Annotated in this window: 19 protein-coding genes; 10 read left to right on the top strand and 9 right to left on the bottom strand. The window is 66.1% G+C overall.

The features are described 5' to 3' along the window. Positions 1-5: 5 nt before the first annotated feature. Both dkgB and BLR29_RS12035 read right to left on the bottom strand, forming a co-directional pair. Entirely contained in the window at positions 6-809 is an 804-nt protein-coding gene (dkgB, locus tag BLR29_RS12040; RefSeq protein ID WP_092137179.1) for a 2,5-didehydrogluconate reductase DkgB, read from the bottom strand. Positions 810-964: 155 nt separating this feature from the next. Further along, entirely contained in the window at positions 965-2,554 is a 1,590-nt protein-coding gene (locus BLR29_RS12035) for an aldehyde dehydrogenase (NADP(+)) (RefSeq protein WP_218132686.1), read from the bottom strand. A 171-nt stretch (positions 2,555-2,725) separates the two neighbouring features. Here BLR29_RS12035 and BLR29_RS12030 point away from each other — a divergent pair, with 171 nt between their 5' ends. Then, complete coding sequence (locus BLR29_RS12030) at positions 2,726-3,712, top strand: LysR family transcriptional regulator (RefSeq protein ID WP_092137178.1); 987 nt, start codon at positions 2,726-2,728, stop codon at positions 3,710-3,712. A gap of 19 nt (positions 3,713-3,731) precedes the next feature. Here the strand turns inward: BLR29_RS12030 and BLR29_RS12025 are convergent, their stop codons facing one another. Together BLR29_RS12025 and BLR29_RS12020 are read right to left on the bottom strand one after the other, a co-directional pair. Further along, a complete protein-coding gene (locus BLR29_RS12025; RefSeq protein WP_092137177.1) occupies positions 3,732-4,046 on the bottom strand; it encodes an NIPSNAP family protein in 315 nt (104 codons plus the stop codon). A gap of 80 nt (positions 4,047-4,126) precedes the next feature. Then, positions 4,127-5,302, bottom strand: a complete 1,176-nt coding sequence (locus BLR29_RS12020) for an iron-containing alcohol dehydrogenase (protein WP_092137176.1) — start codon at positions 5,300-5,302, stop codon at positions 4,127-4,129. Positions 5,303-5,549: 247 nt separating this feature from the next. Between BLR29_RS12020 and BLR29_RS12015 the strand changes: the two genes are divergently transcribed. Together BLR29_RS12015 and BLR29_RS12010 are read left to right on the top strand one after the other, a co-directional pair. Continuing rightward, positions 5,550-6,920: an MFS transporter gene (locus BLR29_RS12015; RefSeq protein ID WP_092137175.1), complete on the top strand. Its 1,371-nt coding sequence runs from the start codon at positions 5,550-5,552 to the stop codon at positions 6,918-6,920. Between the two features lie 240 nt (positions 6,921-7,160). After that, positions 7,161-8,111 (top strand): transcriptional regulator GcvA, encoded by a 951-nt coding sequence (locus tag BLR29_RS12010; RefSeq protein ID WP_255371201.1) that lies wholly within the window; start codon positions 7,161-7,163, stop codon positions 8,109-8,111. Here BLR29_RS12010 and BLR29_RS12005 read toward each other — a convergent pair. From BLR29_RS12005 to BLR29_RS11985, 5 genes are all read right to left on the bottom strand, one after another. Beyond that, a complete protein-coding gene (locus tag BLR29_RS12005; RefSeq protein WP_092137174.1) occupies positions 8,083-8,511 on the bottom strand; it encodes a thioesterase family protein in 429 nt (142 codons plus the stop codon). The genes BLR29_RS12010 and BLR29_RS12005 overlap by 29 nt on opposite strands. A gap of 17 nt (positions 8,512-8,528) precedes the next feature. Further along, positions 8,529-9,449, bottom strand: a complete 921-nt coding sequence (locus tag BLR29_RS12000; protein WP_092137173.1) for an amidohydrolase family protein — start codon at positions 9,447-9,449, stop codon at positions 8,529-8,531. Continuing rightward, complete coding sequence (locus BLR29_RS11995) at positions 9,446-10,432, bottom strand: tripartite tricarboxylate transporter substrate binding protein (RefSeq protein ID WP_092137172.1); 987 nt, start codon at positions 10,430-10,432, stop codon at positions 9,446-9,448. The genes BLR29_RS12000 and BLR29_RS11995 overlap by 4 nt, the downstream gene beginning before the upstream one ends. Positions 10,433-10,486: 54 nt before the next feature. Continuing rightward, positions 10,487-11,719 carry a CaiB/BaiF CoA transferase family protein gene (locus BLR29_RS11990; protein WP_092137171.1) on the bottom strand — a complete coding sequence of 411 codons (1,233 nt, stop codon included), beginning with the start codon at positions 11,717-11,719 and terminating at the stop codon, positions 10,487-10,489. Between the two features lie 69 nt (positions 11,720-11,788). Next, positions 11,789-12,568, bottom strand: a complete 780-nt coding sequence (locus BLR29_RS11985) for an enoyl-CoA hydratase/isomerase family protein (RefSeq protein ID WP_092137170.1) — start codon at positions 12,566-12,568, stop codon at positions 11,789-11,791. A 277-nt stretch (positions 12,569-12,845) separates the two neighbouring features. On the opposite strand from BLR29_RS11985, the gene BLR29_RS11980 reads away from it, so the two are divergent. The 7 genes from BLR29_RS11980 (at position 12,846) to BLR29_RS32835 (ending at position 18,826) form a co-directional block, all read left to right on the top strand. Continuing rightward, on the top strand, positions 12,846-13,985 hold the full coding sequence (locus BLR29_RS11980; protein ID WP_092137169.1) for an iron-containing alcohol dehydrogenase: 1,140 nt from the start codon (positions 12,846-12,848) through the stop codon (positions 13,983-13,985). Positions 13,986-14,065: 80 nt separating this feature from the next. Continuing rightward, positions 14,066-15,052, top strand: a complete 987-nt coding sequence (locus BLR29_RS11975; protein WP_092137168.1) for a DctP family TRAP transporter solute-binding subunit — start codon at positions 14,066-14,068, stop codon at positions 15,050-15,052. 29 nt (positions 15,053-15,081) lie between these two features. Continuing rightward, positions 15,082-16,068: an amidohydrolase family protein gene (locus BLR29_RS11970; protein ID WP_092137167.1), complete on the top strand. Its 987-nt coding sequence runs from the start codon at positions 15,082-15,084 to the stop codon at positions 16,066-16,068. Further along, entirely contained in the window at positions 16,065-16,565 is a 501-nt protein-coding gene (locus tag BLR29_RS11965) for a TRAP transporter small permease (RefSeq protein WP_092137166.1), read from the top strand. The genes BLR29_RS11970 and BLR29_RS11965 overlap by 4 nt, the downstream gene beginning before the upstream one ends. Positions 16,566-16,583: 18 nt before the next feature. After that, positions 16,584-17,861 (top strand): TRAP transporter large permease, encoded by a 1,278-nt coding sequence (locus tag BLR29_RS11960; RefSeq protein WP_092137165.1) that lies wholly within the window; start codon positions 16,584-16,586, stop codon positions 17,859-17,861. Between the two features lie 43 nt (positions 17,862-17,904). Continuing rightward, positions 17,905-18,510: a PPC domain-containing DNA-binding protein gene (locus BLR29_RS11955; RefSeq protein ID WP_255371200.1), complete on the top strand. Its 606-nt coding sequence runs from the start codon at positions 17,905-17,907 to the stop codon at positions 18,508-18,510. Positions 18,511-18,568: 58 nt separating this feature from the next. Continuing rightward, positions 18,569-18,826, top strand: coding sequence for a non-homologous end-joining DNA ligase LigD (locus tag BLR29_RS32835; protein WP_369804599.1), 258 nt, complete (start codon positions 18,569-18,571; stop codon positions 18,824-18,826). Positions 18,827-19,073: the final 247 nt, after the last annotated feature.

Here is a 19,073-nt window from a genome sequence, read left to right as displayed (position 1 = left end):
TCCTCTCAATCCCAATCCGGAGCCAGACCCTCGGGGCTCACCTCGCGGCCATTGCGTTCCAGCCGGGCAATTGCCGCCATGTCATCCGCATCAAGCCTCAGTTCGCGCGCCAGCAGGTTGCTCGCCAGGTTCTCTCGTTTCGTCGACGACGGGATCACCGCGTAACCGAGTTGCAGCGCCCACGCCAGCGCCACCTGGGCCACGGTGGCCTCGTGCCGGGCGGCAATCCGCGCCAGCACCGGGTCCTGCAGCACCTTGCCGTAGGCCAGCGTCATATACGACGTCACGGCAATGCCCTGTTCCTTCAGGAACGCGGTCAGCTTGCGGCTCTGCAGGTAGGGGCTCAGCTCGATCTGGTTGGTGGCGATTTCACCCTTGCCGACCACTTCGATCGCCTGCCGGGTCAGTTCGATATTGAAGTTGGAGATGCCGATCTGCCGCGTCAGGCCCAGCGCCCTGGCTTCGGCGAGCGCCTTCATGGTTTCGGACAGTGCCACGCCGTTGCCCGGCGCCGGCCAGTGAATCAGCGTCAGGTCGACATAGTCGGTGCGCAGCTTGTTCAGGCTGTCGCGCAGGCTCGGAACGAGCTTGTCGGCGGCGTAGTGCTCGGTCCAGATCTTGGTGGTCACGAACAGCCCGTCGCGCTTCACACCGGCCTCCGCGATGCCCTGCCCGACGTCGGCCTCATTGCCATAGATCTGCGCGGTATCGATCGCACGATAGCCGAGTTCCAGCGCGTTACGCACCGAATCCACGGCGGCCTGGCCGGTCAGGCGGAAGGTGCCAACGCCAAATGAAGGGATGCTCATGGGAAAACTCCTGTGTATGGGGCCAATTGGGAACATTGGGAATGGTTGGAGTCTGCCTCGTTCACTCTTGCGGATTAAGCCGCATATCGGCGAAATATATTTGACGCCGAGTCAATAATGGCACCGCCCGCCGCCATGGCGCGGGCGCAGCGCGCCTAGCCGACGATCGGGCCGCGCGTGCGCGCGCCGTTCACCAGCCGGTCGATGCCAAGCGGATTGGCATTCTGGAGTGCAGCCGGCAGCAACGCGTCATCCAGGTTCTGGAAGCAGACCGGCCGCAAAAAGCGATCGATCGCCAGCGTTCCCACCGAGGTCCCACGTGCATCGGACGTCGCAGGATAGGGACCACCGTGCACCATCGCGTCGCACACCTCGACACCGGTCGGATAGCTGTTGACGAGCAGCCGTCCCGCCTTGTGTTCAAGCGCTGCAACCAGCGGCGCGGCATCGGCCAGGTCCTCCGGCTCCGCGATCAGCGTGGCCGTGAGTTGCCCCTGCAAGGCGTCAATCGCACGCTGAAGCTGGGCAGCGTCATCAAGTTCCACCAGGACGGTGCAGGGCCCGAACACCTCCTGCTGCAAACGTCCCTCCGGCTGGAACAGCAATGCCGCATCGGCTTGCCACAGTTCGGCGGACGCCTGCCCGGGTTGCGACGGCGCGGCGGCCAGCAAGGCCATGCCGGGCGTATCGGCAAACCTCCGCACGCCTGCCTCATAGTGTTGCAGGCCCGCGGCATTGAGCATCGTCTGCGCGGGTGCGGCGGAGATGCTCGCCTTGAAGTGCTCGACAAATACGTCCAGCGCGGACGAGCGGATGCCGAGGATGAGACCCGGATTCGTGCAAAACTGGCCGGCACCCAACGTCACCGATGCGGCAAGCTCCGCCGCGATCGCCGCCCTGCGGCGCGCCAGCGCGTGCGGCATCAGGATCACCGGATTGACGCTGCTCATCTCGGCAAAGACGGGAATCGGATGCGGCCGTGCGGCGGCCATGTCGCAGAGCGCTCGGCCGCCGCGCAGCGAGCCGGTGAATCCCACTGCGCGGATCTCGGCATGCCTGACCAGATGCTCGCCGACGCGGTCGCCGAAGATCATGTTGAAGACTCCGCGCGGCATGCCCGTGGCCTCCGCGGCACGCACCATGACGTCGGCGATGACCGATGCCGTCGCCATGTGCCCCGTGTGGGCCTTGAACACCACCGGACAGCCGGCGGCGAGCGCAGACGCGGTGTCGCCGCCGGCCGTCGAGAATGCAAGCGGAAAGTTGCTGGCGCCGAACACGGCTACCGGACCGACGCCAATGCGGTACTGCCGCAGGTCGGCACGCGGTAGCGGCGACCGTTGCGGCATCGCGAGATCGATGCGCGCGCCCAGAAAATCGCCGCGCCGCAGCACTGCCGCGAACAGCCGCAACTGATGACTGGTACGTGCGCGCTCCCCCGCGATGCGCGCACTGGGCAGCCCCGTCTCGCGGCAGACCAGCCCGATGAAATCCTCGCCGAGTGCGTCGATGCCATCCGCCGCGGCGTCCAGGAAGCGGGCCCGCTGCTCGGGCGCCAGCGCGCGGAATGCAGGATAGGCGGCCGCGGCGGCGCGGGCCGCGGCGTCGACTTCGTCGACCGTGGCCTCATGGAACGCGTAAGGCAGCCGCTCGCCCGTGCGTGCATCGACACTGTGCAGCACGGTGGAACCGGCCGCGCACCGCGCGCCGCCAATATATTGTTGACCGGAAGGTTGCATCGACATGGGAGTCTCCTGGAAATGGATGCGGCGTGGCCGCGAGTGTCGGACGACTCTATGCGCCGGCGCCGTCGCGCGCCAATGAAAAGGCCTGATTTCCCGATAAACGGCGGTTATCCGTGCGCCGTGCCGCGATCAGTCGAAGGCGCTATAGTGTCGATTTTTGCAAGCTCCGCCATGCGCCCCACGGCACTTCCCTCGCTCGCCACCATTGCGTCAAGACTGCGCCTGAAGCAACTGCGTCTGCTGATCGCGCTCGACCATCACGGCTCGCTGCACAAGGCTGCGGACGAGATTGCCATCTCGCAGCCCGGCGCCACCAAGGCCCTGCGCGAAATCGAGGACATCCTGGGCATGTCGCTGTTCGAGCGCCAGCCCAAAGGGCTCGTCGCCAATGAACTGGGCCAGTGCGTGACCCGCTACGCACGCCTGATCTACAGCGACCTCGAACACCTTCATGCCGAGATCACCGCGATCGCGCACGGGCATGGCGGTCATCTCGCGGTGGGCGTGATCATGGGTGCGATTCCGCTGCTGACGCGCGCATTGACCGCATTGCGCAAGCAGCAACCGCATCTGTCCGTGGAAATCATCGAAAACACGAGTGCCGCGCTGCTGCCGCTGCTCGACGAGGGCCGCATCGACCTGGCCCTGTGCCGGTGTGGGGTGAGCCGCAGGCCCGGCGCCTACGATTGCATGGCGCTGGAAATGGAGCCGCTCGCGGTGGTGGCCGCGCGCTCGCACCCACTGGCGAATACCACCGGGCTGACGCTGGCCGACCTGGCCGGCCTGCCGTGGATGGCGTATCCGGTCAACACGCCGATGCGCCGCGCGCTGGAGCGCGAACTCGGCGACGCGGGCATCGACGTGCCGCGCTACCCACTGGAAACGGCATCGGCCTTCGCCACGCTGACGATGCTGCACGAAACCCCGGATCTGGTGGCGGTGGTGCCGCGCGCCGTGGCGGAGTTCGGCGAACAATTCGGCATGCTGGCACGCTTGTCCGTGCCGATGCGCGCGCTCGACGACCCCTATGGCGTCATTACCCGATCCGGCGCGCACCTGTCGCCCGGTGCGCGCTTGCTGATCGAATCGCTGAAGGCACATTGCGAAGAACCGCCACCGGACGACATGCAGGACGGCACGCAAGACGCGCGCCCGTGACCGCCAGCGTGGATGGTACTCAGCGAATCGGCGAGAAATCCGCGGGACGCAGCAACTTGGACTCCATCCTGACCAGCATCGGAAAGGCAACCGGCACGAACTTCTCCAGCCAGTCGCGATCCTCATAGAGGGCATTGCGCCGCGCGATCCGGTCGTCGAGGCTTTCGTAAGCCCAGATGTGCACGACCTGATTCAGCTCTCCGATCTCCGTGTACCACCAGCCGACCAGCTTCGCGTAGCGGGAAATCACGGGCAAGCCCTCCTGCTCGAAATGGCGCAGGTATTCCTTCATCTTGCCGATCTGGACCGTATAGGTCCGCATTTCGTAATACATGGTGTTCCTGATGTGTGTGTGATGCGAGGACGGGCCATCGGCCGCGCCCGGGTGGTGCGGGGTGGTTGCCGGGCGGTACCTCAAGCCACCTCTTCGAGATTGCCGCGATGGGCGGCGACGATGATGCGCTCGATGTCGGCCGCATTGGTCAGCCGTGGGTTGACCAGGACATTGCCGCTGCGCATGGAGTCCTTCACCATCTGCGGCAGATGCGCCAGATCCACGCCAAGCTCGCGAATATTGGACGGGATACCGAGCGCGCGATTCAGGTCGCGGATCAGCGTGACCACCCGTTCGGCCGCGGCCAGATCCGTGAGGCCCGATACATCGCTGCCCAGTGCCTCGGCGATATCCCGGAAGCGCCCGGGGCATGCGGGCACGTTGAAGGCCACCACATAGGGCAGCAACGCAGCGTTGGCGATGCCGTGCGCGATGTCGAACACGCCGCCCATCGTGTGGGAGATCGCGTGGACGTTGCCGAGCTTCGACTGCGAGAACGCCACGCCCGCCAGGAACGACCCCATCAGCATGTCCGCGCGCGCCTGCAGGTCCGCGCCCACATAGAAGGCCGTGCGCAGGCTGCCCCCGATCATGCGGATCGCGTGCAGCGCCAGCGCCTGACTGATCGGGTTGGCCTGCTTCGACACGTACGACTCGATGGCATGGGTCAGCGCGTCCATGCCGGTGGCTGCGGTGATCGCGGGCGGCAGGCGCAGCGTCAGCGCCGGATCGAGGATCGCCAGCTTCGGGAACAGCTTCGGGCTGATGATGACGGTCTTGAACAGCGTTTCCTTGTTGGTAAACACCGTCGATGCCGTGCATTCACTCCCCGTGCCGGAGGTGGTCGGCAGCGCCAGGATCGGCAGCGGATCGTTCGGGATACGGTCGTAGCCCTCGTAGTCGAGGATCGATCCCGGATTCGTCGCCATCGCGGCCACGCCCTTGGCCGTATCGATACTGCTGCCGCCGCCAACGCCCGCCACGGCGGTGCAGCCATGTTCCTTCAGGAATGACACGGCTCGCTCCAGCACCGAGGTATCCGGATTCGGCGCGACCCCGTCAAAGGTCTCGTAGGCCACGCCGGCATCGCGCAGGGACTGGAAGAAGTCATCCAGCACGCGGCTGCGCATGAGGCCCTCGTCCGTGACGACAAGCAGCTTTCCGCCGACATGAGGGCGGATCAGCTCACCCGCCTGTGCGGCCAGGCCGTTGCCAAACCTGAGCGTGGTGGGGAAATGGTATGAGAAGGGATGCATGAGGATTCCGGTTCGGTACGTTGTCTCCAGCCGGAACGTTACAAAGCGCGTTGCCCCCTGCCTAATGAAAAAGCGTGATGGCCCGATAACGGCGCCGCATCGGACCGCATTCGGCGCGGACCTGAGGGTTCGCCTCTCACCAGCGGTTATCACACGATCACAACGCGTCATTAGGCAATGCGGGACGGCGCTCATACAGTGCCGGGGGCTATTTGCTCGCCCCGACAACCACAACGACGAGACAACCATGCCATCTCTGCATCCTTCCGCCACCCCGGCGTCCGCCGCGCCTTCAGTGAGTCCCGACGCCCTTTCACCGGCGGCCGCGATACGCCCCACCAGCGTGCGCTGGCGGATCTTCCTGATCATGCTGCTGCTGACCGCGATCAACTACATCGATCGCGCATCGCTGTCGGTGGCCTTGCCGCTGATCGCGCCCGAGTTCAACCTGACGCCGGCCATCGAGGGCCTGATGCTGAGCGCATTCTTCTGGTCGTACGCGCTGATGCAGATTCCGGCCGGCATGCTGCTCGATCGCTATCACACGCGCGGCATCATCGCCACGGCCACGATTGCGTGGGGGGCGTTCCAGGCGCTGGCCGCCGCCTCGCACAACTGGATCGTGCTGCTGCTGACACGCATGGGCCTGGGCGTCTCCGAGTCGCCCATCATGCCGTCGGGCGCCAAGCTGATCGGCTCATGGCTGACACCGCATGAACGCGGCCGCGGTGCCGTGCTCGTGGATGGCGGCGCGCCGCTGGGCAGCGCATTCGGCGCCATCCTCATCGCCGGACTGATCTCGTGGCTGGGTTCCTGGCGCATCGCGTTCGTGATCGCGGGCGTGGGCACCATGCTGGCGGGGTTGCTGGCCTGGCGCTATATCCGCAACCATCCGTCCGAGCACCCTGACGTCAACGCGGCGGAACTCGAACACATCACGCGCGGCAATGCCCCGGTCATCGCCACGGCCGGCGCCACGGTGCCGTTCCGCGAACTGATCCGCGACCGTTCGGTGCTGGCGATGTTCGCCGGCTACAGTTGCATCCTCGCGGTCTTCTACGGCCTGCTGACCTGGATGCCGAGCTACCTGCACAAGGCCCACGGCTTCAATATCGCGGCGATGGGCGGCGCGACGTTCCTGATCTTCATGTCCGGTTTTGTCGGCGAACTGATCGGCGGCTATCTGGGCGACAAATGGAAGGCGTCCGGAGCTTCGCCAAACCTGGTGATGCGTACGATGTTCAGCGGCTCGTCGCTGGTGGCCGCCGGTTGCATCCTGGCCGCCGCGTATATCTCCAACTCCACGGCGGTGGTCGCCCTGCTCTGCGTGGCGCTGTTCTTCATCCGCTTCTGTGGCATGTACTGGAGCCTGCCAGCCGTGATCGGCGGCCCGGACCGCACCGGGGTGCTGGCCGGGACCATGAACTTCTGCGGGAACATGGCGGGCGTGGTGGTGCCGGTGCTGATCGGCGTGATCGTGCAGTGGACCGGATCCTACTTCCTGGCGCTGCTGTTCTTCGTGGCCATGGCCGTTGGTATCGCGGTGTTCTCCAGCCTGATCGACTACCGCCCGCGCGAACAAGCCGCCCAGGCCCACCAGGCCCACCAAACCCACTAGGCTGGCCATCTCGCCAGGGCTGGCCGGGTGCGCCGCCGGGGGGGACTGGTGCCCGTCCCGGCACACGCCGCGCCGGCCTTCCAGCGCCGGCGCGCGGGCGACACGGGAAGGCACCTATGTTCCTGCCCCGCCGCGGATGCTATGTTGTCTCGTCCAGCCCGGCCGGATGGCACGACAAGTCCCCGGGTGACGGCTGGCGAGTGACGCAGGTGTGTTGGTACCCGGCACGAACGCGAGACCATGTCCAGATCGATCCCTCCCCTGAATCCGCTTCGGGCCTTCGAGGTAGCCGCGCGGCACCTCAGCTTCACCAGAGCCGCCGAGGAACTGTTCGTCACGCCCTCGGCAGTCAGCCACCAGGTCAAGACGCTCGAAGAAAACCTCGGCGTGCAGCTCTTCATCCGCGACGCCAAGGCACTGGTGCTGACGCCGGCCGGCACGGCATACCTGCCGGCCGTTCAACTGGCCTTCAAGCAACTGGCCGATGCGACGCACCGCCTCCATAGCAAGGACCGGCCCGCGCTGAAGGTCAACATGCCGCCCACCTTCGCGGTCAAATGGCTGATTCCGCGCATGGATCGCTTCATGCAGGCTCACCCGGAGATCGACCTCAAGGTGTCCACGTCGAACCATCGCATCGACTTCGAGCGCGACGATTTCGACCTGGCCATCCGCTACGGCCGTGGTGACTATCCCGGCCTCTATTCGCGCCTGTGCCTGCCCGTGGAGGTGATCCCCGTGTGCAGCCCCGCGCTGCTGCAGGGCCCCGCCCCGCTGAACCAGCCTTCCGACCTGAAGCACCACACGCTGCTGCACGACGACAGCACCTATACCGACGTCAGCAATCCCGACTGGGCGATGTGGCTCGAACATGCGGGCGTCACCGACGTCGATGCCAGTCGGGGCCCGTCGTTCTGGCCCAGCCACCTGGTCATCAACGCCGCCATCAGCGGGCTGGGCGTGGCGCTGATCAAGAAGAACTGGATCGAGCAGGACCTCGCGGAAGGCCGCCTCGTCAGGCTGTTCGAATCGATCCGGCTGCCTGTCGAGTTCTCGTATTTCATCGTCTTTCCGCAGGAGCGGCTCGACGATCCGCGGATCCGCAGCTTCGTCGACTGGATCTGCGGCGAAACCGCGGCGCTGCGCCAGCCCGCCGCGTCCGTCAGCGAAGTGCCGGGGACGCCGCGGTAGTCGCAGCCGCCTCCACCTTCTTGCGCACGCGCGACTTGAGCCGCTCGACATCGACGACGAAGCGGCGATGAATGCCGGTGCACACGGTCTCGACCGCGTCGCGCGCGGCCACGCGGAACGTCACGCTGCGGCCATCGGCGGCCGTCACCTCGGCTTCGATCCTCACTTCGCCACCGAGCGGCGTCGCGCCTGCATGCTCGACCGACACCTCCGTCCCCACCGAGCTCTGCCCCGGCGTCACGTGATCCTGCAGGAAGTCGAGGCAAACCTGCTCGATGTCGCGCACCAGTTCCGGTGTCGCATAGATGCGCAGGTCCTCGCCCAGAAAGTCGATCGTGCGCGCACGATCGACCACCAGCGTGCGGGTGCACGTCGCACCCACCTTGATGTCATTTTCCATATCCGTTCCTGATTCGGTCAGTCGTGCAGCCGGTAGATGCGCGCGGCATTGTCGTGCAACAGCGCGCGCTGCTGCGCTTGTGGAAGGTTCGAGATGGCCGCGACGAAGCCGGCCAGGATCGTTGCGTAGGGCGCCACGAGACTGTCCACCGGGTAGTTGCTGGCGAACATGCAGCGGTCCGCGCCGAAGATCGCGATGGTGTCGCGGATGACGGGCACGTTGTCCTCCTGCGTCCAGGGCCGCCCGGGCAGCCCGAGCCCCGAGATCTTCACCGCGACGTTGGGTTCGCGCGCCAGGTGTTCCATGGCGCGGCGCCAGCCGTCGAGCCCCGCCTCGCTGCGGTCCGCCGGCAGGCCCGTATGGTTCAGCACCAGCTGGGTCTGCGGAAAATCGCGCGCAAGGTCCGCCGCCTGGTCCAGATGCCACCACGGCGCCTGCAGGTCGAAGGACATGCCGTGGCGACCCAGCAGCCCGTAGCCGCGCCGCCACCGCATATCGTCCATCGAACCCGGCTGCCCACGGCGCGCATCCTCGCGGCGCGCCGCCGTGGCCGGCTTGTTGCGGATGCCGCGCATCCTGGCACAGGCGGCATGGCCGGCCAGCACCTCGTCGACGTCCCCGCGGTCGAGCTGGGCATGCCCGACGATCGCCGTGGGCCGGCCGTGGGCGCCGGACAGCGCGTCGAGCCAGGCCGTCTCCCCGACCGGGCTCTCGCGCGCCCATTCCGCCTCGACATGCACGGTCTTCACGGGCGCGAATCCCGCCGTGTCGCGTGCATAGTCGGCCGGCAGATAATTGCGCCGCAGTGCGCTGTAGTCGCCGTACCGGAAATTGGGCACCGTTTCCTCCTGCAACCAGGGATAGCGATGACGATCCAGATCCCAGAAATGCTGGTGGGCATCGATGAACGGCGTATCGAAGACAAACGGTGCGGTCATCGTGCGCTCTGCTGGGCGGCGATACGCTGTGCGAGCGGCCGGAACTGGACCGACTCCCTGGCCATCTCGGCCTGCAGGGTAACGTCGTCGGCATAGGTATCGGTGCTGAAGTGGAGCTTCTCGAGCGTCTGGCGCATGATGGGCTCCTGGACGGACTTCGCGATAGCCGCCTTCAGCACGGCCAATACCTCGGGCGGCGTCCCCTTCGGCGCCGAAATGCCGCGCCAGATACCCATCGACAGATCGATATTGCGCTCCTTGAGCGTGGGCACGTTCTCGAAACCGGCCACCCGGCGGTCTGCCATCACCGCAAGCACCTTGAGCTTGCCAGCTTCCACATGGGCGGCCACTTCAGCCGTGCTCACCGTGACCGCGTCGATATGGCCGCCGAGCAGCGCCAGCGTGGCCGGGGCGCCGCCGGCATACGGAATGTCGTTGAACCGCGCGCCGGTCTTCTCCGCCAGCGCCGCCGAGGCCATGTGCCACGCCGAGCCCTGCCCGGCGGTACCTACCCGGATATTGGCACCGGGCTTGCGGGCATCGGCCAGGAATTGCTCCAGCGTGGCCCACGGCGCATCGGCGCGCACCACCACCGCCGCCGGATCGGCATTGAGCCGGGCGATCGGCACCAGATCCTGGTACGTAAACTTGGCCAGCCCCAGGTGGTTCAGGAACGTCAGCTCGCTGGACGACAGCACGAGCTTGTATCCGTCCGGCCTGGCATTGACCACTTCGCCGAGGCCAACCGCGCCCGTGGCACCGGGCTTGTTGATGACGACAATCGGCTGCGGCAGGTGCTTGGCCGCGGCGGCGGCCAGCGCGCGGGCCACCACATCGGCACCGCCACCGGCCTGCCACGGCACGATCAGTTCAATGCGGCGGGTTGGATAGCTCTCCGCCGTCGCGGGCAGACTGAAGCCAAATGCGGCGAGCGCGAGAGCACCGAGCACGAGGTGCCGGCGTGAAGCATGTAAGGGGGTCATCCCTGTCTCCTGATGGTCATGTTCGTTCTGGCGGGTCTTTCGCCCGCTCGGGGGTCAAGCTGTCTTGCGCACCGGTGGCTGCGCCGCGTCCTGCCCGCCGAATGCGCCCTGGGCGCGCAGTCGCGCCACGGCGGCGGCATCGAGGCCGAACTCCGACAGTACCTCGTCGGTATGCTGCCCAAGCAGCGGCGCCGGATAGCGCACCTGTTGCGGCGTGCCCCACAGTTTCACCGGGAAGCCCAACGCCTTGGTTGCGCCCTCCACAGGGTGGTCGATCTCGAGCACCATGTTACGCGCCACCGCCTGTTCGCTCGCCAGCGCCTCATCGTACGTGGCAATCGGCGCGGCCGGCACGCCTGCCGCCAGCAGCGCGTCCACCCACTCGCTGGCGGGGCGGCGCGCAAACTCGGTTTCGATCTCGCGGATCAGGCTGTCGCGGTGCCGGATCCGCGCTGCGTTGTCGACAAAACGCGGATCGTCGACCAGTTCGGGACGCCCGATCACATCGCACAGGGCCTTCCACAACTTCGGATTCGCGGCGCCGATCACGAAATGGCGGTCGGCGGCACGCACGGCCTGGTACGGTGCGCTCATCCGGTTCGCGCTACCGATCGGCACCGGCACCTGCCCGGTGCCCCAGTATTCGGCGGATTCCCAGACAGACAACCCCAGGGCCGTTTCGAACAGCGACGCGTCGACGTATTGCCCCTTGCCGGTATGCTCGCGGCCCATCAGCGCACTGAGGACTCCATATGCGGTGAAAAGGCCCGCGCCAAGGTCGGCGATCGGCACGCTGGCCTTCACGGGCGGCGCATCGGGATGCCCCATCACGCTCATGACCCCCGACATCGCCTGCGCGATCAGGTCGAGTCCCGGGCGGGCGGACCACGGTCCGGTCTGCCCGAATCCCGAAATACTTGCGTAGACCAGCCGTGGATTGATCGCGCTCAGCGTGGCGTAGTCGATCTTGAGCCGCGCCGCCACGCCGGGCCGATTGTTCTCGACCAGCACATCGGCGCCGCGCACCAGTTCGTGGAACGCCTCCAGGCCGGCGGGGTTCTTGAGATCGATCTCGACGCTGCGCTTGTTGCGGTTCAGCGCCAGAAAGCCTCCACTGTCATCGCCTTTGAGCCGGAAGCCCATGGCCTTGCGGGTCTGGTCGCCCACGCCCGGTGTTTCCACCTTGATGACGTCGGCGCCCATGTCGCCAAGCAGCATGCAGCAGAAGGGGCCAGCCATGATCTGGCTGACGTCCAGGACCTTGATTTTCGACAACGGCAAATTCATGAGATACACCTTGCGGAGGGAAATACGTAGCACGCGGATGCGCGCGGCAAATGAGCGGCAAGAAAACGTCTAGCGCCCACGAAACTGCGGGCGCGACTTCGACACGAAGGCGTCAAAGCCGATGCGGAAATCCTCGGTGTCGAAGCATGCGTAGGCTTCGTCCTCCTCTGCGGCGCGCAGCGGCGCCGGGTCCTGCAGCCGGCGTACGAACTGCTTGTGCCAGCGTGCCACCAGCGGTGCACCCTGGGCAATGCGTCGTGCAGTCGCGAAGGCTTCCTCGGGCACATCCGCATCGGCGACGACACGGTTCACGAGTCGCATCTCGCGCGCCTCGGCGGCGCCGAACACACGCCCCTCCAGAACGATCTCGAGTGCGGCCGCCGGGCCGGCCAGTGCCATCAGCCCGCCCAGTTCGCCATACGACATGACCAGCCCGAGCCGGTTGACGGGTACGCCGAAGCGGCTCGACTGGCCGCAGATCCGCAGGTCGCACATCGACGCGATCTCCAGGCCTCCGCCCACGCATGCGCCCTGGATCAGCGCGACGGTCGGGTGCCGGCATTCGGCGATGGCGCGCATCGTGGCGTGCGTGATCCCGCCGTACTCGCGCGCCTGTGCCGACGTGAAGCGCTGCGTGCGGAATTCCTCGATATCGGCGCCCGCGGCAAACGCCTTGTCCCCCGCGCCGCGCAGGACGACGCAGCGCACGGTGTCGTCGGCGGACAGCGTGACCATGGCATCGGTCAGGCCCCGCCACATCGACAGATCCAGGGCGTTGAGCTTTTCGGGGTTATTGAGCGTGACGGTGGCGATCTGGCCATCGCGTTCGATCAGGATCGGCTGTCTCATGGTTTCTCGTTGGTGTGATGGTGTCCGGCAAGCCATGGCCTGGCGTGCTGTCTTGCAGTCTAGGGGCGGCGCCGCGCGCGGCAAAACGAGAAAAACTCGAGCGGCTTTCAAGAAAATCTAGGCCGCTCGTCTTGTGAGTTTTTCTTGGAGGCGCTTCAAGTAAATCCACGTTGTCGCCCCGCAGCCTTGTTCCTAGACTTCGACACCATTCCAGCCCCAATTCGAAAACAGGGATTGCCGCACCGCACCATGGGGCGCGCATCCATCAGGAGACGCCATGCCGCTGATTCAGTACATCACCCAGATCCAGATCGATTTCGGCGCCGTCAAGCTGCTGCCGCAGGAGTGCGAGCGCATCGGCATCACGCGGCCGCTGGTGGTCACCGATGCGGGCGTCAAGGCAGCCGGCATCGCCCAACGTGTGCTGGAGCAGTTGCCGCCAGGCATGGAAGCGGTGATCTACGACGGCACGCCGTCCAACCCGACCGAACGGGCCATGCGCGAGGCCGTGGTGCTGTATCGCGACTACCGCTGCGACGGGATCATCGCCATCGGCGGCGGCTCGCCGATCGACCTCGCCAAGGGCGTGGCCATCTGCGCGACGCACGAGGGCCCGCTGCGCCAGTTCGCGGCCGTGGAAGGCGGCGTGGCTCGCATTACCGCCGCCACGGCGCCCGTCATTGCCATTCCCACCACGGCCGGCACCGGCAGCGAAGTTGGCCGCGGCGCCGTGCTGATTCTCGACGATGGCCGCAAGGTCGGCGTGCTGTCTCCGCATATCGTGCCGCGCGTGGCGATCTGCGATCCCGAGCTGACGCTGGGCCTGCCACCCGGCTTGACGGCGGCGACGGGCATGGACGCCATCGCGCATTGCATGGAAACCTTCATGGCGCCAGCCTTCAACCCGCCGGCCGATGGCATCGCGCTCGATGGCCTGCGCCGCGGCTGGCAGCATATCGAACTGGCCCAACGCGAGCCGCAGAACCGCGCCGCACGGCTCGCGATGATGAGCGCATCCATGCAGGGCGCCCTGGCCTTCCAGAAAGGGCTCGGATGCGTGCACAGCCTCAGCCATGCACTGGGTGGCCTGATGCCGAACCTCCACCATGGCACGCTCAACGCGGTGCTGCTGCCCGCCGTCATCCGCTTCAACGCGCAGGCGCCATCGGTGCGCGAGGAAGACCGGCTCGCACGAATGGCGCAGGCGATGGGTATCGGCGGCGCCGATGAGATCGATGCCGCCATCGCCGAGAAAAACCGCCGGCTCAGCCTGCCTTCCGGCCTTGCGCAGATGGGCGTCGACCCCGCGTTGTTCCCGCGCGTGATTGCCTATGCGTTGGCCGATCACTGCCACAAGACCAACCCGCGGATTGCCAGCGAAAGCGACTACATGGCGATGCTGAACGAATCGCTCTGACGGCCCTCACGGCGACCGCCACCACCACATGCATCCAACCGATGTGGCGGCGCCATTCATCACCCCAGGAGACAACCACCATGAAACACGCTATCTCGCATATCGTGCTGGCCGCGCTTTTGTCGATCGCCAGCGCAGCCGGCGCACAAACCGTCAAACTGCGGTTCGCGCATACCGTGCCCGAATCCGATTCCCAGCACCTTGCCGCGTTGTCGTTCAGCGAGAAGGTCAAGGCACGCACCGGCGGCGGCGTCGAGATCCAGGTGTTCGCGAACAGCCAGCTCGGCAACGACACGTCGCTCGTGACCGGCGTGCGCAGCGGCACCATCGATATCGGCGCCACCGGCAACCCCTTCGTCACCGGGCTCGCGCCCCGGCTCAATGTGCTGGACCTGCCCTATCAGTTCGAGGACGGACCGGGCGCCTATCGCGTGCTGGACGGTGCCGTCGGCCGTTCCTTGCTCGACGAACTGGGCGCGCATCGCATCAAGGGCCTCGCCTTCTGGGAAATCGGCTTCCGCAGCCTGGGCAATAACAAGCGCCCGATCCAGCGCGCCGAGGACATTCGCGGCCTGAAGATCCGCACCACGCCAAACCCCTCCCATATCAAGGCATTCCAGCTGCTGGGCGCCAGCCCCCAGCCGATGCCATTCGCCGAGGTGTTTGGTGCGCTCGAATCAGGTGCCGTCGATGGCCAGGAGAATCCGCCGACGTTGATGGTCTCGGCAAAGCTCTACGAGGTGCAAAAGTACGTCTCGCTGACGCGCCACGCCTATACGGCGCTGGTGGTGTTGATGAACAAGGCGAAGTTTGATTCGCTCAAGCCCGAGTACCAGAAGATCCTGCTCGAGGAGGCCGCCGCCGCAGCCACCTACCAGCGCAAGCTCAACGCCGACAACGAACGCGCGGCGATTGCCCAGTTGCGCGCGAAGGGGGTACAGGTCAACGAGCATCCCGACAACGACAGTATCCGCAAGGTGGTGCGCGAGGAAACGCGCCAGCTCTTTGTCCAGAAGAACGGCGACGCCGGCGGCGCGATCCTCCGCGCGATCGAGACCCAGCGCTGATGCGCGGCACAGAAGAAAGGACTGGCACCATGACCCATCTTCCCGACGCCATCGTCGATGCCCATCATCACATCTGGCGGCTCGACGCCGGCCATCACTACCCGTGGCTGCAGGATCGCTATGACCCGCGCGCGTTCTTCCTTGGCGACTACGCCACGCTGCGCCGCGATTTCGCCGCGGACGATTACCTGGCGCGCTGGCAAGGGATTCGCGTGGACGGCACCATCCACGTGGAAGCCGAGCGTGATCGCGCGGAATCGCTGGCCGAAACGGCCTGGCTGCACGAACAACACGCGCGTCACGGGTTTCCCAACGCTGTCGTGGCCTACGTCGATCTGCTGCACGATGACCGGGCCGACCATCTGCACGCGCAGTTGCGCTATCCGCTGGTGCGTGGCGTGCGATGCAAGCCGCGCATCGCGGCAGATGCCATGCAGGATGTGCGGCGCGAGCCCGGCACGCTGCAGGATCCGCGCTGGCGGGCCGGGCTTCACGCACTGGCCGCGAACGGACTGTCGTGGGATCTGCGCGTGCCCTACTGGCACCTCGAAGAAGCCGCCGATCTCATCGCCACCGTGCCAGGCCTCAGGGTCGCTGTCGAGCATGCCGGACTGCCGTGGGACCGCTCCGAGGCCGGCCTGTCCAAATGGCAGCAGGGCATGCGTGCATTGGCCAGCCTGCCCGGCGTTCACGTGAAGCTGTCCGAATTCGGACTGCCTCACGCGGCATGGAACCGCGCCGACAACGTACGGGTCATCCGCCTTGCCATCGATATCTTCGGGGCGGAACGCTGCATGTTCGCCAGCAACCTGCCCGTATCGGGACTGCGCACCAACGTCGGCGAGCTGGTCGACACCATGGCGCAGGCCATGGAAGGCCTCGACGCCGGGCAGGCGCGCGCCATCTGGCGCGACAACGCCCTGATGTTCTATCGCATCGCGCTCGGCGACGCGCCGGCGCATCTCGGACGCGATGGCCACGCTTCGACCGCCTCGACAGGAGCCCACGCATCATGAATCGCTTCACGCTTCGTATTGCCCATGGCGCCATGGTCGCCATGATGGTCGCCATGATTGGGCTCGTCTTTGGCAACGTGGTGCTGCGCTATGTGTTCAACACCGGCATTGCCTTCTCGGAGGAAGCCTCGCGCTTCCTGTTCATGTGGCTCACGCTCGTTGGCGCGCTGCTGGTCATGGCTGACCGCGCGCACCTCGGGATGACTACCGTCGTGGCGCGCCTTGGCGCCGGCGGCCAGCGACTGTGCCGTCTGATGGCCGATACCGGGGCACTGGCTTGCTGCGTGCTGCTGACCCATGGCGCCTGGCAGATCGTGGAGATCGGCATGGACGACCGCGCACCTGTCACCGGCGTCCCGCTCGGCCTTGTCTATGCATGCCTGCTGGTCTGCAGCGGGGGCATGGCGGCGATGCTGGCGTGGTCGCTCTGGCGGCTCGTCAGCGGCCGCATGGCACTGGGCGAGCTCGTGCCGCAGTCGGGCGCGAGCGGTGAATAACGGGACGGAGTACGCATCATGACCATCTTTGTCTTTGTCGGCTCGCTGCTGGGCGCCATGGCGCTGGGGATGCCGATCGCTTTTGCATTGCTGGCCTCTGGCGTCGCCTTGATGCTGCACCTGGGCAACTTCGACACGCAGATCCTGGCCCAGACGATGCTCGAGGGCGTCAACAACTATCCGCTGATGGCCGTGCCGTTCTTCATGCTGGCGGGAGAGCTGATGAATGCCGGCGGCCTGTCCCGCCGCATCGTTCGCGTGGCCGATGCCGCGGTGGGCCATGTGCGCGGCGGCCTTGGCTACGTCGCGATCATCGCGGCTACCGTGGTGGCGAGCATCTCCGGGTCGGCGGTGGCCGATACGGCCGCCGTGGCCGCCCTGCTGATTCCGATGATGCGCAATGCCGGGTACAACGTGCCGCGCGCGGCCGGCCTGATCGCCGCAGGCGGCATCATCGCGCCCGTGATTCCGCCGTCGATCGCCATCGTGGTGTTTGGCGTGGTGGCGCAGATTTCCATCACCAAGCTGTTCCTGGCGGGCATCGCTCCCGGGGCAATGATGGCCCTGACGCTGGCCGCCACGTGGTACTTCTGCGCCCGCAAGGAAGACCTGGCCCCCGTGCAACCGTTCTCGGCCGGACGCCTGCTGCGCGCGCTGCGCGAAGGCATCTGGGCGCTGGTCCTGCCGGTTGTCATCATCGGCGGCATGAAGATCGGTGCCTTCACGCCCACCGAGGCCGCCGTGGTGGCCGTGGTGTATGCGATGGCAGTGGGGCGCCTGGTCTACGGCGAACTCCAGTTCCGCAAGGTGCCGGAACTGATTGTCACGGCCGCCAAGACATCGAGCACGGTGCTGTTCCTGGTGGCGTGCGCGCTGGTTTCCGCGTGGCTCATCACGATCGCCGATATCCCCGCCCAGGTGACCGCGCTGCTGGAACCGTTCATCGGCAACAAGATCCTGCTGATGTTCATCATCATGGTGCTGGTGATCGTGGTCGGCACGGCGCTGGACCTGATGCCGACGGTGCTCATCATGACGCCGATCCTGATGCCTGTGATCACCAAGGCGGGCATCGATCCCGTCTATTTCGGCGTGATGTTCGTTCTCAACAACGCCATCGGACTACTGACACCACCAGTCGGCACCGTGCTCAACGTCGTGGCTGGCACCTCGCACTGCAGCCTCGACAGTGTGATCGGCGGCGTATGGCCATTCCTGCTGAGCCTGACCGCGCTGATGTTCCTGTTCGTGCTGTTTCCGCAGTTGATCCTGGTACCCGCCGCATGGCTGCATTGAAGTCCCCATCACTCTCAAAAACCACCGAAACGAGGAGATCGACATGACCACCACCCCTGCCCTTGCACAGAAAACGAGCCGACTGGCGCAACTGCTGGCGGCAGCCACGCTCGCCACCGCAGCCATGGCCACCGTTCAGCCAGCACAGGCGCAGTCATCGACGCCGGGCAGCTGCAACGGCATGCTGCGCGTCCAGCCCGAGAACAAGAACTATCCGGACGTCAGACGCTATATCAAGACGCCCACGGGCTACCTGCTGGTGCTACGCATGGGAGACAACGTCCTGGACCGGCTCGCCGCCTTCGCCGAATGCGAGAAGATACCGAGCGCGAGCCTGTCCGCCATCGGCTTCGCCAACGTGACGTTCGGCTTCTGGGATGCCGGGAAGCAGCAGTTCAATCCCAAGACCTATCGGGATGTGGAAATGGCCAGCGTGGTCGGCAGCCTGGCGTGGAAGGAAGGCAAGCCATCGGTGCATATTCATGGCGTGGCGGGCGATGGCAAGTTCGATACCTACGGTGGGCATATCCTGGCGATGGAAGTGGGCACCGGATCGCTCGAAGTGACCATCGCCGTGCACGGTCAGCACCTTGAGCGCGCGATCGATCCGTTGATCGGTGCCAACGTGCTTCAGCTTTCTCATGAGTAAGTCGAGGTAAAGGGTAAAACGAAAAGCCCGGAGCGCCCCGCGCAACCGGGCTGGCAAGATTTTCATCGATTACCTGCGCAATGGTGTCGGCGCTACCACGGCGGCGGCGCTCTCCGCACGCGCCCGCGCCGGGCTGGGCGTGTCCATGCCGGTGGCGTGGGACGAACTGGCCGGCCTGACATCGGCCGCCCACTGGACCGTCGCCGATGTGGAAGCACGGCGCGCGGAAGTGGCGCGGCGCGATCCGTGCGCCGCTCACGACTCGGTCCACCAGACGCTGACACGCACGAACAAACTGCTATCGGGGACGTGGTGACCGCAAGCCGCCGACGGGCCGGCGCGATGTCGGCGTCCGTCTGTCAGCGCCACTGCCGCGTGCGGCACGCTTCTTGCCACTGCTCTGGTCACGAAAAGCCGCGGAAGCCAGGCGGCAGGCCGAGGCGCTGACCCGCCCACGTCGAGCGGGGTTTTCCGTGTCATAACTACACAGGAGACGGGCGATATGCAGGTAATTTCTACAACGCAACGCGTCGAAAGAGCTCGCCACGCGGCGATTTCGCCAC

It is taken from the genome of Cupriavidus sp. YR651, from assembly GCF_900101625.1.
GTDB lineage: Bacteria > Pseudomonadota > Gammaproteobacteria > Burkholderiales > Burkholderiaceae > Cupriavidus.
This window is presented reverse-complemented; position numbering and strand designations above follow the sequence as displayed.